A 16,429-nucleotide genomic window follows, 5' to 3' on the forward strand; every position below is an offset into this window, starting at 1 on the left:
AGGACGTGCAGGCGCGCGAGGCCGCCCTGCGGACTGAACTCGAACAGCGCCAGGGCACGGCGGCGACGGTGAAAACCGACCTCGCGCCCGGCGACCTCACCGGCCAGCGCCGCGTTTTGCTGGGGGTATGACCATGACCGCGATGAAACGCAGTTTCAGCAAGCGCGTGCTGGCGTGGTGGTACTGGCGACGGCATGCCGGGCTGGTGAGAAGGCGGTGATTGGCTGATCTCCCCCCGTGTGGGGGAGATGCCCGGCAGGGCAGAGGGGGGCGCTGTCCCGCCGACTTTATCCGCTTAACGACAGCCTTCCACGGCATTGTATCCGAAAGGCTGAGATGCCGGCGTCCCTTCGCGCCCCCCTCTGTCCTGCCGGACATCTCCCCCACAAGGGGGGAGATTGGCTAATCGCCGCCGCGCTTCTTCTGCATCTGGCAATGCTCAAGGCCATGGGAGACAACGATCTCCTAGACCGTAACCGTCGCGTGCAATTCGTCATCTCTCAGCGGCTTGACAATCGCTCCTCAGGCGCCATGCTGCAGTGCAACATGGCTAGCTACGAAACCAGCATCATCAAGTCGTCGCGCATCGAATGCCTGGACGGGCTTCGCGCGCTTGCGGCGATCTGGGTGCTGGTCGGGCACTGCATGCTTTTGACCGGCTGGCAAATTCCGATCGTCGGCGAGCCGGATCTCGGCGTCGACCTGTTCATCATGCTGTCCGGCTTCCTGATGGTGTTCCACTATCAGCTGCGCCAGGAAAAGGAGCCTTGGCTAAGACCGGAAACCTGGCTGAAATTCTGGACGCGCCGCTATTTCAGGATCGCGCCGCTGTTCTATGTCATGCTTTTCCTGGCGCTGGCGCTTGGCCCCTATCTCTACGATTGCAGGATCATCATCGACGATTTCCTCTCCAGATCGCACCAGGCGCCGGAACGCTACCTCGACGGCAGCCTGAAAAACATCGTCGCTCATCTCACGTTCCTGTTTGGGCTGGTGCCGAACCTCGCCTATCGCACGCCGCTGCCTGACTGGAGCCTGGGGCTGGAGATGCAGTTCTATGCCGTGTTCCCGGCCGTCATGCTGCTGGTGCGCAGGCTGGACTGGATGAGGAGCGCCCTTGTGGTCGCGGCGGCCGGCTGCGTCATCGTGTTTGCGATGCGGCTGTTGTCGATCCATTTTCCGATGCCGTCCTTTCTGCCGCTCAAGATACAGATATTCCTGTGCGGGATGCTGCTGGCCGGAGTCGTGCATCAGAGCCAGCCGCGATCTATCCTGTACTTGGCACTGGCGCTGCTGCTGGCGGCGCTGCCCTTTGGCGGCGACCAGGGGCTGGGCAAGGTTCTGGTGCGTGAAGCGCTGGTGGCGGGCTTCTTTGCGCTGGTTCTCTACCGCATGCTGCCTGGAAGGGCGGGAACGCTGGCGCGAGCGATCGCCGTGACGCTCAGCAACCGGTTCTTCCACCTGATGGGCGAGCTTTCCTTCAGCATCTACCTGATCCATCTGCTGGTGCTGCAGCCCGTCGCGGCGTTCGTCATCAGTGAGTTCGGCCACCAATTGTCGGCGCCGCTGCGCTTCGCCATCGTCGTTGCCGTTGTGCTGCCGACGGTGACGTTGCTGTCCTGGATCACCTATACTTTGATCGAGGTCCCCGGCCAGAAGGCGGGCCGCTTCGTCGTCCAGCGCTTTGGCCGGAAAACTGCGCCGGTGCTCGAGGGCATCAAGCGCAGCGCGTAGTCGGCTGACTCTGCCGATCTCCCCCCTCGAGGGGGAGATGTCGCCGAAGGCGACAGAGGGGGTCGGTGCGACCGGACGCGACCTCCCGCCACCGACAGATGACGCTAGCGCTCTACGCGCGGCGACCCCCTCTGGCCTGCCGGCCATCTCCCCCCTCAAGTGGGGAGAAGCGCCGCTTCGCCGTCCATTCACATCCTACCCAGCGAGCCCCTCATGACCGATTCCCGTGCCCGCGATATCCTGTCCCGCCAATCCGAGCTCGAGACCGAGCGCTCTCAGTACGAGGCGGTGTGGGAGCAGGTGGCGGAATTTTGCGATCCCGATGCGCCCGATGTCTGGAGCGGGCGCAGGAGCGGCGGACCGGATTCGCAGGCCGAGCGGCAGGAGCGGCGCGGTGCCCGCGTCTATGCCAACACCATCAACTCGGCCGCCAATCGCCTCGCCGCCGGGCTCGAAAGCCTGATCATCCCGCAGTCGGAAAAATGGCACGGGCTGACCACCGCAGAAATGAACGACGAGGAGACCGACGAGGAGAAGGAATGGGCGGAAGGCTTGCGCGATTTCCTGTTTGCGTTGCGCTATTCCGCCAACTCCAATTTCGTTCCGGCAACGCAGGCTTGCCTGCGCAATGTCGTGCGCTACGGTCCGGCCTATCTCTATGCCGAGGAAGGCTTTGGCGGCACGCTGATCCGCTATGCCTCGATCCCCGTGGTCGAGGGCTATCTCGCCCGCAACCGCTGGGGCCAGGTCGACATTTTCCACCGCCGCTACGAGCGCACGGCAAGACAGGCGGCGCAGCTGCTCGGTTATGACAAACTGCCGGCGCGGATCAAGATGCTGGTCGACGATCCCGCCAAATGCGAGACCAGGATCTCGCTGATCCAGTGCATCCAGCCGCGCGACGAGCGCAAGATGTACCGGCTTTCCGGCGACTACCAGTATCTCGACACGGCATTCGCCTCCTATCACGTCATCGAGGACGAGGAGGAGATCGTCAGGGAAAGCGGTTTCCGCTCCTTCCCGGTGTCGACATTCAACTGGCGCCGCTACGAGGGCGATCCCTATGGTATCTCGCCGACCATCGAGGCGCTGACGACGGTGCGCGAGGAAAACGCGGTGCGGCGCTCGGGCCTGCGCGCCCTGCAGCAGATCACCGATCCGGCCACCGCCTCGAAAGCCAGGCTCGATTATGTCCCGGTGCTCAACCCCGGCGAGAATTATCCCGGCCTCATCGACGACAATGGAAGGCCGCTGATCCAGCCGATCGCGACCGGACAGAACCCGACCTATGCCTTCAACTATGCGGCGAGCCGGGCGGAGGAAATCCGCGACATGATGTTCGTCAACCTGTTCCAGACGCTGGTGCAGAACCCGCAGATGACGGCGACCGAAGCCTTGATCCGCCAAGAGGAGAAGGGCGCGCTGCTCGGCCCCTCGGGCTCGATCATCCAGGCCGGATTTGCCAGCAATCTCGACCGCGAACTCGGCATTCTGGAAGAAAAGGGCCTTTATGACGAGGACAGCCGCTTCGCGCCGCCGGAAAGCCTCGCCGGCAAGTCGGTACGGCCGACCTTCACCGGCCCGCTCGATGTGCTGCGCCGCTCGGCCGAGGCGCGCGACACCATCCAGGTGGTGACGACGGCCATGCAGATGGCGCAGTTCGATCCCGGCATCATGGACAATATCGACGGCGACGAAGCGCTGAAGATCGTGCAGAGCGCCGGCCGCAGCCCGCAGCGCATCTTTCGCCGCAAGGAGGAGGTGGAAGGTCTGCGTGGAGCAAGAGCACAGGCCCAACAAGCCCAGGCCGGCATGGCGGCGATCGCCTCCGCCGGCAAGGTCGCCAAGGACGCGGTGCCGGCAGCGGTGCAGGCGCGCGACAGCGGGTTGCTCGACGTATTGATGCAGCAGGCGGGCGGCGGCGGAGAGGCGACGGCCGGATCGGCCGCGCCGGGCGCCGGCGGGCAAGCGACGGCCGTGCCGGCCGCGCGGGAGCAGGGAGCATGAGCGCCAAACGCTTCGCCCGAGCCGGCCAGACGGGCGGTCCCGCCAAGGCGCGCGACGCGCTGACCAAGGCCTATCTCAGGGTCTTCTCCGGCGAGGACGGCGAAATGGTGCTGGCCGACCTCGCCGCAACCGTCGGCTACTACCGCCGCCCGTCCTATGGCGAGTGGATGGCCAGGACGAGAACGCCGAACGGTTTCGAGCTGCACAGCGCGCTCAGCAATGCGCGGGCTGAAGTGGTGCAGCACATTATGGGATTTCTGACGTTGGACGAGACGCAGCTGGCTGCGCTGGAGAAGGCGGCACGGGCGGAAGGGTAGGTGAGGCGGCATCCGTAGAGCTGCCAATCTCCCCCCGTGTGGGGGAGATGTCCGGCAGGACAAAGGGGGGCGCTGTCCCGCCAGCGTTTGCCGTGATTGCAGCTGCTCCAGGCAATATTTCGGGATATGCCTCCGGACCTGGCCACAAATGCACATGTCGCAGACGGCATGCCGATCCCCTCGGCTGGCCGTTTCTGGCCTTTAGATCCGGCCGGGATCATTCTTTTTCATCCCTTCTTCGACCATTGCTCGTTTCGCACCGCTACCTCAACCAATCACGCCGCATGGCTGGAAGATCACCGTCGCCAGTCGAATGGCGGCAATGCCTTCGCATTGCTTGGTGGTGCGCTCAATCATTCTGTTAGCCGCGTATGGGCTGGGTACTGGCAAAGAGCGGAATAGTATTGCAGAAGAGGCGATTGTTGAGATTCTGCTGAATGTGCCCGCGTGAATAGCAAAATTGGCCGGCATCCCCGTCTACCTTGGCAGGCAGATGACCCACAGCTCATTCTTTCGCACTGTCGATGGAGCGAGTTGAAGGGAACCTATAAAAAATCGGCAAAGGAGGCGGCTAGAGGGACAGAGATATACGAGCGCGCCAAGAAGCAGTTTGACGAAAGCGCCGCCGCTGATTTGGTCGACCAATGCGTGCGTCAGACTGTGGTTGAGCAGATAATTGATCTTGTTCTCGCCAAGAAGAAACCCGCTCGGATAGTGATTCCTCACCCGGAATATGATCCTCACGATATGGACGAAGGAGGAAATGCCCTTCGCCCGACAAATGCGCTTCCATTTGCCTACGCCGCATATCTCGCCCAAGAAATGGACTGCCCCATCGATGACCAGATCATCGAAACGGCGCGTCCGGGTCGCACGAAATTGAAGCGGTTCCCACGGTTTTTGTGGCAACCAGCCTTCGCGGGAGAGGTGCGACAAGATTGCACCTATGTCTTGGCCGACGACAATTGTACCCTTGGCGGCACGTTGGCGACGCTGCGGAACTACATCCTTTCGAAGGGTGGAACCATCGCGGCAGTTACAGCTTTATCAACCAATGACGGCCTACACTGTCGTTTTCCCATTGCTGGGAATACGGTTGATGTGCTTAAGTCGACTTATTCTGTGGACATTTCGTCCCTCTGGATAGAGGAAATTGGCCATGACATTCGGTGTCTTACAGAGAGTGAAGGAACATTTCTGGCCGACTGGCCAAAAAGAAACCCAAGCTCCGATGGGGCCAGCCCATTTCAACGACTCAGAGATCGCCTCGCTGCGGCAGCAGCTAAAGGCGAATAGCGATTCTGCGCTTAAAATCCGCGCCGCGCGTGGCCACAAGGTTAACCCCCGAATCTTAGCGGCACGCAAAGCGGGCGCTAACGTCTAAACTCGTCTCTCGACGCGCTCTGTCTCCTTGGCCTTCCGCCTTCGCCGCACCTTCGCGGTATTGACGCACTGCCTGATCCGCTCGACTAGCGACGGCTCCCAGCCCCTCAGTTGAACAATGCGCTGGGCCGTCTCCTTGCTGCCTTCCGCCTCGCACTTCAGGATTATCCGTAAAGCTCGCCTTTCCGGAAGCGGCAGGGCTGCCGCCGCAATGGCGCGACCTCCGCGCGATTCGCCACAAGCGTGTTTATCGCGTGTTCGTATCGGGTCGAGCGAACGATGGGGGCAGCTCTTGGCATTCCCGGATTTTATGTGAAGCCACCAGGTAGCGGCAGTCGGAATGTTGGTGCGTTTGCTACATAAGACCGCAATTTCGCGGATTGAGCTTCGGCAGCGCCAGCTTTTCAGATGGTGGCGCTGCCCCTCATCGGCCCTTCGGGCACTTTCTCCCCGTGAACGGGGAGAAGGGAATCCGGCTCAATAATCGCCGTTGTAATACCGGTCGTCGCAAGGCGCCGTGTAGATGCGGCCGTAGCGATCTTGGTAGCGGCACAGCTGTTCGCCGCGGCGCTGCGGCGTGGTGGCCTGGCCGATGACGGCGCCGAGCAGGGCGCCGCCGGCGGCGCCGATCACGGTGCTCTTGGTGTTGCCGCCCAGCGCCTGGCCGGCGAGCGCGCCGACGCCGCCGCCGATGAGCGCGCCGTTGGTTGCCCTCTGCTGCTGTTCGGTCTGGGTCGCGCAGCCTGCCAGAGCGGCAGTCATGAGCACGGCGGCAATGGCTTGTCTGATGATCATCTTGGAACTCCTTTGAAGCCCCAAACGCGGATTGGAGCGAATGGTTGCCAGTAGCTGTCGCATTGCGGCCAAACGGCGGCGCGCCCGCTCACTATGAGACGTGGTTTCTCGGGCCTTGAAGACAATGGTCGCCAAAGCGGAAACGCCTTGCGCGAACAGGGCCATAGCGCCTCGGTTTGAATCGATACGCCAGCGCTGATCCGGCGCTTTCTGAATAACGTCCTTTCCAGAATTCCGAACAGAAATGGAGATACCAATGACCCGAGGTCTTCCCCGGACGCTGTCGCGCGCCGCCGCCCGCGAGGCCGGATCTGCCCCGCCCAAATTCGGCCTCAAGGCCGTCACCACGGGGCAGGGCGGCTCGTACCGCACCGTCTTCACCCTTGCCGGCATGCAGGTGCCGGTCGCCGACGCGCTGGCCTATGCCAGCCAGAAACTGCTCGATTTCGCCGACGGCAAGGTGCGCATCAAGGGCGGCACGGCCAGACTGCAATTTGCGGTACTGACCACCCGCGCGGCGACCATCAACGACAATGCGGCGCTGACCTGGTCGCTGGGCTCTGTGGCGGCATCGAGTGCGACGCTGGCCGGCGCCATGGTAAATGTGCTGGCTTCGACGGCCCGCACACTGGATGGCCTGGGCGCCGCGCTGTCGACGGCCTCGACCGCGGATGTCGCGGCAGCCGCCACGCTGGACGGCACGGCGACGCCGGTGGATCTCTACCTCAACCTGGCGTTTGCCACCGGCACCGATATCGACGCCGACGGGACGCTGGCGGTCACGGGCACGATCACGCTGCTGTGGGAGAACTGGGGCGATAACGCGTAGGCGGTGATACAGCCAATCTCCCCCCTCGTGGGGGAGATGCCCGGCAGGGCAGAGGGGGGCGCTGTCCCGCCGGCCTGTCCTGTCGATTTTACACTTGCGTTATTCGGAGAGGCTTCGGCTGACGAAGTGCCCGAACGCTGGCGTTCCTTCGCGCCCCCCTCTGTCCTGCCGGACATCTCCCGCACAGGTGGGGAGATTGGCAGCTTCGCCGCCGGCTCCTTCTAACAACAATCAAAGGAATCCACTCATGACAGATCTGGTAGATGCCGGGTCCGTGGCGGCGCGTGCGCAGCCGGCGGGCAACCCAGTACGGCCACCGGCAGGCGCGGATAACGGGTCCGCCGCGCTTCCGGCCAAAAGTTGGTTTGACGGTCTTTCCGAAGGCAACCGCAAGCTCGCTGAAGCCAAGGGCTGGACCAGGGCCGAAAACCTCGATCGGGTTTTCAATTCCTATGCGGAGCTGGAGCGGCAGCAGGGTGAGAGCCTGCGCGTTCCCGCACCGGACGCATCCCCGGAAGACTGGCAGAAATTTCATGCCCGGCTGCCGGAGACCATGCGTCCGCTGACATCGCCCGACAAGGTCGAGTACAGGCGGCCCGACGGCCTGCCTGAAAACTTCGCTTATTCGGACGAGCTTGCCCAGGCGTCCAAGGCCTGGGCAGTCGAGGCCGGCGCCACGCCCAAAGTGGCGCAGGCCTATCACGACCGCTTCGTCGGCTACATGGCCGAACAGGCCGCGCGCCAGGACATCGCGCTTGCCCGCTCGGTCGAGGCCACGCATGACGATCTCGTGCGCGACTGGGGACCGACCGGCAGTGATGGCTTTCGCCAGAAGCTGGAGGTCGCCAACCGGGCGATGAAGAAGCTCGGACTGGTCGATGCCTATAAGGCCAAGGGCATCCTGCTGCCGGACGGCGCATTGACCGATCCGCAGATCGCCAAGGCGTTCCATGCCGTCGGCGAGGCGATGTTCAGGGAAGACACGATCGACGGCGGCGCGGCTTTGAGCGGCGGCAATCCGTTCAAGCGCAACGCCGCCGGTGACCGCAACATTTCGGCGATTTCAGCCCTTGTCAAAAGCGACCCCGCCCGCGCCCGGCGGCTGGCACGCGAGGCCGGTGAAAACCCCGACCTCTGGATGCCCAACAACCCGCTCTAGTCCTCCAAAGCTCGCCGCCACATCAACCTCAAAGGAAGTGAAAAATGGCAGACGCCTATACCCGTATCGCGGACGCGATCGTTCCGTCCGTTTATGCCCAGTACTCGTTCGAGGAGCACGTCCAGTCGCTGGAAATCTTCCAGGCCGGCATCCTGTTCAACGACCCGGCCATCACCGCCAAGCTGTCGATGGGCGGCCGCTCGGTCGACATGCCCGGCTGGAAGGATCTCGGCAACGATCCGTCCGAACCGGTCAATGACGATCCGGCCGATTCCATCGAGATGAAGAAGATCGGCGCCCGCCGCGAGGTCGCCGCCCGCAATGTCCGCGCCCAGGCCTGGGGCGTTCCGGACCTGACCTCGATCCTGGCCGGCGACGATCCGCAGAAGCTGATCGTCAAGCGCCAGACCGAGTACTGGCAGCGCGCCAACAAGCTGACCCTGCTCGGCATTCTGAAGGGTGTCGTCGCCGACAACATCGCCAATGACGGCGGCGACCTGGTGCGCGTCACCGGCGCCTCCATCGTCGATACCGACATCATCGAGGCCGCCTATCTGATGGGCGACCGCGCGGACAAGTTCAAGACGATCTGGATGCACTCCAAGCAGATGAAGGCACTGAAGCTCGCCGATCTCATCGACTATGTTCCGTCGTCAGAGCAGGGCGGGCCGCTCATCCCCTACTACATGGGGCTGCGCTGCGTGGTCGATGACGACATTCCGGTCGCGGCCGGCGTCTACACCGCCTTCATGTTCAAGGACAAGGCGATCCTGTGGAACGAGCTTCCGGTCAACACGGAAGGCGGCCCGCTGGAGTTCGACCGCAAGCCGCGCCAGGGCCATGGCGGCGGCGTCACCGAGATGGTCGGCCGCAGGCACTTCGTCCCGCACGTGCCCGGCACCCGTTTCCTCGACGCGTCTTCGGCCGGCGAGTTCGCCACCGACGCCGAACTCGCGCTGGCGGCAAACTGGGACCGTACGGCCTCCAGCGTCAAGAGCATGACGTTCATCGCGCTGAAAACGACCGAGGCGTAGTACCTTTCGTCCGGCCAGCGGGTCGCCGAAACTGCTGATCTCCCCCCTTGCGGGGGAGATGTCCGGCAGGACAGAGGGGGGTGTGAAGGATCGCCAACTTCCGGTCCCTTTCAACCCCCTTCAACCCACAACCGCTTCTCCAAATTACGTCAGGTCGGCGGGACAGCACCCCCCTCTGGCCTGCCGGCCATCTCCCCCGCAAGGGGGGAGATTGGCGCTCCGCCATATGCCCTTGCCCAATCAACCACCATCCACGAGGCGCTGATCCATGGCCATCACCCCGCTCGACATCGCCAATATGGCGCTCGCCGTCCTCGACGAGGCGCCGATCGACAGTCTCGACCAGGACGTCAAGGCGGCGCGCCTGCTCAACCTGCATTTCGACCTGACGCGGGAAGCCGAACTCGCCAGGCACGCCTGGGTGTTCGCCATCCTTGCCGCCAGCGTCGCCGGCGCCGACACCGGCAGCGGCAATTGCACCTTGAACTTCGCCTATGAACTGCCCGCCGATTGCCTGCGGCCGCTGCCGCTGACCGCAAATGGCGAGCCCAACGGCGTGCCGATCTCGTGGCGCCAGGAAGCCGGACTGATCTACAGCGATCGGTCCGGTCCATTGATCATCCGTTACATCGCCAACCTTACCGACCCGAACGACTGGGACGCGCTGTTCACCGAAGTGCTGGTCTCCGCCCTTGCCATCAAGATCGCGCATCCCTTGACGCACAAGGCGGGCATGATCGACATCGCCCGCTCCGCCTATGACCGGGCGCTGGACGCGGCCTTCGCCGCCAACGCCATCCAGCGCGGCGGCCGGCTCTACACCTCATCCTGGGCGCAGCAGCGCGGCGACTTCAGGGTGTCTGCCCGATGACCGCGCTCTACCCTATCCAGGACGTTTTCACCCGTGGCGAAATCAGCCCGCGCCTGCACGCGCGCGCCTCACTCGATCTCTATCGTGCGGCGCTGTCCAAATGTGAGAACTTCGTCACGTTGCCGCATGGCGGTATCCGCGCCCGCGGCGGCAGCTATTTCGTCAACGAGGTGAAGAATTCGGCCAGGAAGACGCGCGCCATCCCCTTCATCTTCTCCTCCGAGCAGGCCTACTGCCTGGAGTTCGGCGACCTCTATATCCGCGTCTATGCCTATGGCGCCCGCGTCGGCACGGTCGAGGTGGCCTCGCCCTATCTGGAGGCCGATTTGTTCGACCTCGCCTATGTCCAGTCAGCCGACCAGATGTGGATCACCCACAAGAACTATGCGCCCAAAGTGCTGACCCGCACCGCCCACACGACATGGACGCTGGCAGGTTACGAGTTCCTCGACGGCCCTTACGACCCAATCAACACGACCGGCACCACGATGACGCCGGCCAGTTACGGCTCGTACGTGCCGAAGATGACAGGCTTGACGGCTCCGGCCGGAACGGCTTTGGCCAGCAACGGTTCCGCGTCAGCGTGGGCGATTTTCGACAAGGACAGCAGAACAGGTGCGGAGATCGGTGCCGGCACCAATGGCTGGGTCCAATATCGGCAGGCGAGCGGAGCGCAGAAGGTTTGCAACGCCTACTGGGTGCAAGCCATGAACAGCGCGTCGGAAGCAGAAAACATGCCGACGCAATGGGAAATCCAGGGCTCGAACGACGGATCGACATGGACAACCATCGACTCGCGGATTGGCCAGATAGGCTGGGGTAACTCCGAGCGCCGGTTCTTCGAATTCTTCAACAAGGCCGCCTTTGAATATCTGCGCATGGACATGGACGGTGGCGGCGGCTCCGACAGTACCAGAACCGACTTCGCCGAATGGGCGCCGAACGAGGACGGCGACCTTATGACGCCGTTCAATCTGACGGCGTCATCGATCACCGGTATCAACGATGATACCGGGTTCCAGACATCGGACGTTGGCCGGGCCATCCGGCTGCTCGGTTCGGATGGGCGGTGGCGCTGGGCCAAGATTGCAGCGCGCACGAGCGCGACAGTCGTTACCGTTCGTCTGTATGGCCATGCCTTGCCGGATCTCAGTCCGATCAGTCGCTGGCGGCTTGGCACCTTCGTGCCCGGAAAATATGTCGAGGCGGGCTCGCTCTATGAGGAGCGGTTGGCCTTCAGTCGAAAATTCTCGGTCTATGCATCGGCGACCGGCGACTTCGACAATTTCGCGCTCGGCGAGGAAGATGACGACGCGCTGGAATTCGTCCAGGCCGGCGGCGGCCAGGCCAATGACATCGTCTGGATCTCCGATTCCGATGGTGCGCTGCTGATCGGCACGTCGGGCGGTATCAGGGCACTGTCCGGCTCCGGCATCGACGAGGCACTCACCCCGTCCTCGTTCAAGAACCGCCGTTCGCGCACCTTTGGCTGCGCCCGCATCCGCCCGGTCGATGCCGGGCAGTCCTTCCTCTATGTCACCCGCTCGCGCAGATCGATCGCCGAGCTGACGCAGAGTTCTACAGCCAAATTCACCTCCGATGACATCGGCCAGATCTCGGAACATATCCCCAAGCAAGGCGTGGTGGAACTCGCCTTCCAGACCGACCCCGACCCGATGCTGTGGTTCCCGCTCGAAAATGGCGAACTTGGCGGCTACACCCACCAGCCGAGCCAGGAGGTGCGCGGCATGCACCGCCATCGCTTCGGCGGCAGCTTCGCTGGATCCGCCCCCGGTCAACCCACTTGGGCGGTCGTTGAAAGCGCCGTGGTGACGCCTGGCCAGAACGGCGTCGACGACATCTGGCTGATCGTCAAGCGCACGATTGGCGGGGTGACCAGGCGCTACATCGAAATCATGACCACGCCATTCGAATACGGCATGCTGGAGGATGCCTTCCAGGTCGATTGCGGACTGACCTATTCGGGTGCACCCGTCAACGTCGTCTCCGGGCTCGGCCATCTCAACGGCCAACTGGTCGACGTGCTGGCCGGCGGCAAGGTCTATCGCGGCCTGCCGGTTGCCTCCGGCCAGGTGGCGCTGCCCGCCGGCGCCACAGCTCGGAAGTGGCAGGTCGGGCTGCCCTTCCAGTCCGAGGCCAACACGCTGGAACTCGACGTCGGCGGCCAGGACGGTTCCGTCATCGGCCGCCGCAAGAAGGTGGCGAAAGTCATCCTGTCGCTGCTCGAGACCGACACCACCGGGCTGCAGGTGCAGTCCTTCCTCCGCGGCCGCTGGGAGAGCGTGCGCATGCCGAGCATCGTCGCACCCGACGGCAATGCGAAACTCTACACCGGCAATGTCGATGTACCGGTCGACGACAGCTGGGAAGGGCAGGGCAGGGTCCGCATCCGCCACGTCAACCCGACGCCCTGCACGATCCTGGCGTTTACGCCGGTATTCGACGCCGAGCCGTAGAAAAATTTGATGCGGCAATAGTCAACGCCGAGTTCCCGCCCACCCCCCTCTGGCCTGCCGGCCATCTCCCCCGCAAGGGGGGAGATCAACGGCATCTTTGCCTTCACTAATCGCTGACGTAGCAAGACTGGCGAGCCTGCCCGAGCTGCCAATCTCCCCCCATGCGGGGGAGATGTCCGGCAGGACAGAGGGGGGTGCTGTCCCGCCGACGTCACCATTCTCGCACCATTCCCACCAAGGAACCGACCCCAATGACCCCCCATGCCGAGACCCTCGGCAAGGCGCGGACGGCTGCCGATTTCGCGGCCGTCATCGCCTTGCTCGACACCGACATTAACGACGCCGTCGTCCGCAGGCGCGCGCTGGAGCAGGCCGAGGACCGGGCCGTCTTTGGCGACGGCGACCTGGCCGCGGCGCGCGCCGCGCTCGATGCCTGCAACGACGTCATCACCTTGCTGGAAAAAACCATCTGCGTCGCCGACACGCGCCGCATCGACGCCGCCGAGAGCGAAGCCCGCGCCGACATTGCCGCTATTGGCGACGAGATTGCGGCCAAAGCCGCCACCCTGACCGAGCGCTGGCGCAACGCTGCCCGGCTGGTCGAGCTGCTGCGCCAGGAACTGTTCGAGGCCGATGCGCTCGTCCGTGCCATCGCCACCGCCAATGGCCTGTTCGACGCCGCCAGCGTCGCCGAGCTGAAGATAAACCTCACCGCCGCCCGCCGCGCCGCCATGGCCGGCGCACGGGCAGCCGCACCCGCTCGCCTCAGCCGCGCCGGCCTGCAGGCCGACCGGCTGCTTTTGTCCCTGCTCGCCACCGGCGGTGCGCTCGACCCGCGCCCGCAGCTTGGCGCGCCGGTCGCCGGCGTCAAAAGCAAGTTCATTCCCGCAAGCAAACCCATTCCCGCAATCAAACCCATTCCCGCGAGAAAACCCATTCCTGCAAACAAACCCCTGGGCGAACGAGGCTGACCATGTGCACACTTGCCCTTCTCGGCACCGTTCTTTCCGTCGGCGGCGCGCTGGCCGAGGGCCAGCAGTCGAAGCAGATGGCCGACTATCAGGCCAAGGCGTATCAGCAGCAGGCGCAGGCGGACGCTCAAGCCGCCGCCTTCGAGCAAGGCCAGGAGCGCCACAAGCAGGACCTGCTGCAGGCGCAGGCGCGCGCCCAGGCCGGCGCGTCCGGCGTCGGCATAGCCGGCTCGCCGACCGAGGTGCTGGCGGCGAATGCCAGGCAGGGCCAGGCGGATCTCGGCGCGCTGCTGTATGGCTCGAAGCTGCGCCAGAACAATCTCAACAGCCAAGCCGCCATCTCGCGCTTCCAGGGCAAGCAGGCGGTGACGGCGTCAATCTTCAACGCCGGCAGCGCGCTCGTTGGCGGCCTCTCCAAAATCAACGACCCGACGAAAGCGGCAGCGTCAAGCGCTGCGGCCGCCGCTGTGCCGGGCCGCTCCGTGATCTTCGGCAGTGCGGCCCTCAGGGCTCCGTGGGCGGGGAACACCTAGATGGTACACATCATCCCCCTTTCCGTCGGCCAGCGCCGGCTCGATACCGGCAACGCCGTGCAATATCCCCAGGGGTCGCCGATCGGCGGCGCCATGCAAGGTTTCGGCGACCACCTTTCCGCTCTTGCCGAACGCTACCAGCAGATGAAGGACCAGCAGGACGCGTTCGACGCCGAGCTGGCGCGTCGCGGCTTCGACGCGCGGATCGCGCAGGCCGAAGATGAAGTGGCGGCGAACGCGCCGGCGGATGGCGCAGGCATGCATGAAGCCATGTATGGCGAGGTCGACCTGCGCGCCGGCCGGGTGGTGAAACCAGGCCTGTACGATACGCTGTTCGACGATGCGAAACGGACGATGCCCGAAAGCCAGCGCGCCGCTTTCGCAGGTCAGAAGGAAAACAAGCGCGTCGTTGGCGCATACCGCATGGCGCTGCGGCAAAAGACCAAACGCGACGACTACGAGAAGGCCACCGTCGACACGACACTGACGACCAATGCCATCGCCATCGCAAAAGGCGACCCGAACGACACCGCGACCTTCGAGGCGATCCGGCAGAGCGGGCTCGACCTGATCGCCAAGATCGGCAACCCGCTTGCCAGGCAAGCGGCGGAAGCCGCCTGGCGCACCAACTCGGCCAAGGCGCTGGTTCAGGCGATGATCGCCACGGACCCGAACCGGGCTGCTGAAATGCTGGGCGGCGCAGCGGCCGCCGGCGGCGAGACCGCTGGCGATAGCGCGCAGGCTGCGGGCAACTCCTTTGTGGACGGCCCAAGGATGGCGCCCGGGAAAGAAGACCGCGTCGGCACGCAGACGCCGGATGACCGCATCGCGCAGGCGTTCAGGGACGATCTTCCGCAGGAGGAACAGGATGCGCTGGCCTTAAAGGCAAAGGTCGCAAAATTCAGTCAGGACATCCAGACGCGCGTCGAGATCGGTCGCGCCGAGAGGGAAGCGCCGGACGAGATAGCACGCACGGGCGCCTACTCCGGCCCAATGCCGGGCAAGGACGCCTACAGGACCATCTATGGCCTCGATGAGGGCGACAGGCGCCGGCAGGGTCTCGAATGGCGTACCAATGTCGGCAAGAAGATTTTCGACATGGCGACCATGTCGAACCAGGAGATCAATGCCGCCGTTGTCAGTGCCGAGCCGGGGCCGAACGCTTCACCGGCGGATCAGGCGGGCCACGATTCAACCGCTGCCGCGGCAAATCTGGTCCTGGAAAGGAGACGAGTCTATCCAGGTGACTATGTCGATGGATTGTCTTCAGAAATCTCGGAGGGTTGGAAAGCCGTATTTGGCACTGGGCCCTCTGATTCAGAGGCTTTCGACCAAGATACTTACGACAAAACACTAGCCTTGTCTGTCGCCCAGCAAAATGCATTGGGCATCGCTGATGAAAATCTCCAACCCGTGCCGTTCTCTTTTCTCCTCAAGCTTGCCGAGCAGCGCGACAGCGGAAGCATGTACTTCATGGACAACTACGCGAAGGCGAGCGAGTTGTTCGCGCGCACGAAGGGTCCTGTCGCACGAGCAGCTTTGGTTCGGGAATTGGATGAGGCCGGCCTGGGCGGGATTCTTCCTGGCGGCAAGCCTGGCCTTTCGGCGATCGAGGTATTTCGATCGGAGGCCAGAGGCCTTGGCAAGGCAGGTGCGAATGCGGGGATATTCGCAGGCAAATTGATGAAGGGGATTGGCTACGGGGCTTCCCTTGGAACAAGCGATCCTCCCGATTTCAGCCAAGGCTACTTCGAGCCTTCGAACAATGCCGAGAAGGTGATGATGCGTCAGGGAAATGACGCATTGAGCTGGGCGATACCTGGGCCGGGCATTGGGCGAGCTGCTGTTGCCGCGAAAGGGATACCTCGCACACTTGAGCCGTTGAGTGCCATGGCGTCGGGGCGCGCCGAAGGTCTCATCGCCAAAGAGCTTCCCGGTGAGTTGTCTAAGGAAGGCGCGGGACTCGTCGAAGGTGGCAGCGGACACCCGGCCGTCGCTCCCGATCTCCCCTCGGGCAGTTTCTCAATGTCAGATTGGGCAGATTATCCGATAGCGGTTGTGCCCAAGCCAGATGGATTATTCATACGGCTAGAAGGTACACAGCAAAAAGCTGCTAGAAAAGCGGCTGATCAGGCCAATCGCATTATCCGCCAAGAGCGAGGCCTTGTCGGCCAGCCCGTGGATGTGCATGAAATTAAGCCAGTGAAGTTTGGCGGGAGTCCGACCGATCCGTCCAACAAGGTCATTCTGCCCCGAGAAGTTCATCAGCAGCAGGTTACGCCCTGGTGGAACAAATTACTAAAAGACATTGGAGAATAG

The 16,429-nt window shown here is 63.6% G+C and carries 14 protein-coding genes and 1 pseudogene; 14 read left to right on the forward strand and 1 reads right to left on the reverse strand.

The window, feature by feature from the left end:
• Positions 1–5: 5 nt before the first annotated feature.
• The 6 genes and pseudogenes from AC3EML_RS15955 (at position 6) to AC3EML_RS15980 (ending at position 5,354) form a co-directional block, all read left to right on the forward strand.
• The gene (locus AC3EML_RS15955) at positions 6–131 is read left to right on the forward strand and encodes a hypothetical protein (protein ID WP_023740006.1); all 126 of its coding nucleotides are present in this window, start codon (positions 6–8) and stop codon (positions 129–131) included.
• Positions 132–546: 415 nt separating this feature from the next.
• On the forward strand, positions 547–1,734 hold the full coding sequence (locus AC3EML_RS15960; protein WP_352520981.1) for an acyltransferase family protein: 1,188 nt from the start codon (positions 547–549) through the stop codon (positions 1,732–1,734).
• Between the two features lie 213 nt (positions 1,735–1,947).
• Complete coding sequence (locus AC3EML_RS15965) at positions 1,948–3,741, forward strand: portal protein (RefSeq protein ID WP_352520980.1); 1,794 nt, start codon at positions 1,948–1,950, stop codon at positions 3,739–3,741.
• Positions 3,738–4,058, forward strand: coding sequence for a Bbp19 family protein (locus AC3EML_RS15970; RefSeq protein WP_023749681.1), 321 nt, complete (start codon positions 3,738–3,740; stop codon positions 4,056–4,058). The genes AC3EML_RS15965 and AC3EML_RS15970 overlap by 4 nt, the downstream gene beginning before the upstream one ends.
• A 273-nt stretch (positions 4,059–4,331) precedes the next feature.
• Positions 4,332–4,460, forward strand: a pseudogene (locus AC3EML_RS15975) (IS1595 family transposase); the annotation flags it as partial.
• Between the two features lie 132 nt (positions 4,461–4,592).
• Positions 4,593–5,354, forward strand: coding sequence for a phosphoribosyltransferase (locus AC3EML_RS15980; protein ID WP_023739166.1), 762 nt, complete (start codon positions 4,593–4,595; stop codon positions 5,352–5,354).
• 564 nt (positions 5,355–5,918) lie between these two features.
• Here the strand turns inward: AC3EML_RS15980 and AC3EML_RS15985 are convergent.
• Entirely contained in the window at positions 5,919–6,236 is a 318-nt protein-coding gene (locus AC3EML_RS15985; protein WP_023695029.1) for a YMGG-like glycine zipper-containing protein, read from the reverse strand.
• 256 nt (positions 6,237–6,492) lie between these two features.
• Between AC3EML_RS15985 and AC3EML_RS15990 the strand changes: the two genes are divergently transcribed.
• From AC3EML_RS15990 to AC3EML_RS16025, 8 genes are all read left to right on the forward strand, one after another.
• Complete coding sequence (locus tag AC3EML_RS15990) at positions 6,493–7,065, forward strand: hypothetical protein (RefSeq protein ID WP_352499182.1); 573 nt, start codon at positions 6,493–6,495, stop codon at positions 7,063–7,065.
• A gap of 247 nt (positions 7,066–7,312) precedes the next feature.
• The gene (locus AC3EML_RS15995; protein ID WP_352520979.1) at positions 7,313–8,224 is read left to right on the forward strand and encodes a hypothetical protein; all 912 of its coding nucleotides are present in this window, start codon (positions 7,313–7,315) and stop codon (positions 8,222–8,224) included.
• Between the two features lie 44 nt (positions 8,225–8,268).
• Positions 8,269–9,258 (forward strand): hypothetical protein, encoded by a 990-nt coding sequence (locus AC3EML_RS16000; RefSeq protein ID WP_023751142.1) that lies wholly within the window; start codon positions 8,269–8,271, stop codon positions 9,256–9,258.
• A 268-nt stretch (positions 9,259–9,526) separates the two neighbouring features.
• Positions 9,527–10,129, forward strand: a complete 603-nt coding sequence (locus AC3EML_RS16005; RefSeq protein WP_023743951.1) for a phage connector family protein — start codon at positions 9,527–9,529, stop codon at positions 10,127–10,129.
• Positions 10,126–12,606, forward strand: coding sequence for a phage tail protein (locus AC3EML_RS16010; protein WP_352520978.1), 2,481 nt, complete (start codon positions 10,126–10,128; stop codon positions 12,604–12,606). The genes AC3EML_RS16005 and AC3EML_RS16010 overlap by 4 nt, the downstream gene beginning before the upstream one ends.
• A gap of 251 nt (positions 12,607–12,857) precedes the next feature.
• Entirely contained in the window at positions 12,858–13,577 is a 720-nt protein-coding gene (locus tag AC3EML_RS16015; RefSeq protein WP_352520977.1) for a hypothetical protein, read from the forward strand.
• 2 nt (positions 13,578–13,579) lie between these two features.
• Complete coding sequence (locus tag AC3EML_RS16020) at positions 13,580–14,110, forward strand: hypothetical protein (protein WP_023743954.1); 531 nt, start codon at positions 13,580–13,582, stop codon at positions 14,108–14,110.
• Positions 14,111–16,429 carry a hypothetical protein gene (locus AC3EML_RS16025; protein WP_352520976.1) on the forward strand — a complete coding sequence of 773 codons (2,319 nt, stop codon included), beginning with the start codon at positions 14,111–14,113 and terminating at the stop codon, positions 16,427–16,429.

Source organism: Mesorhizobium sp. P170090, assembly GCF_057786115.1.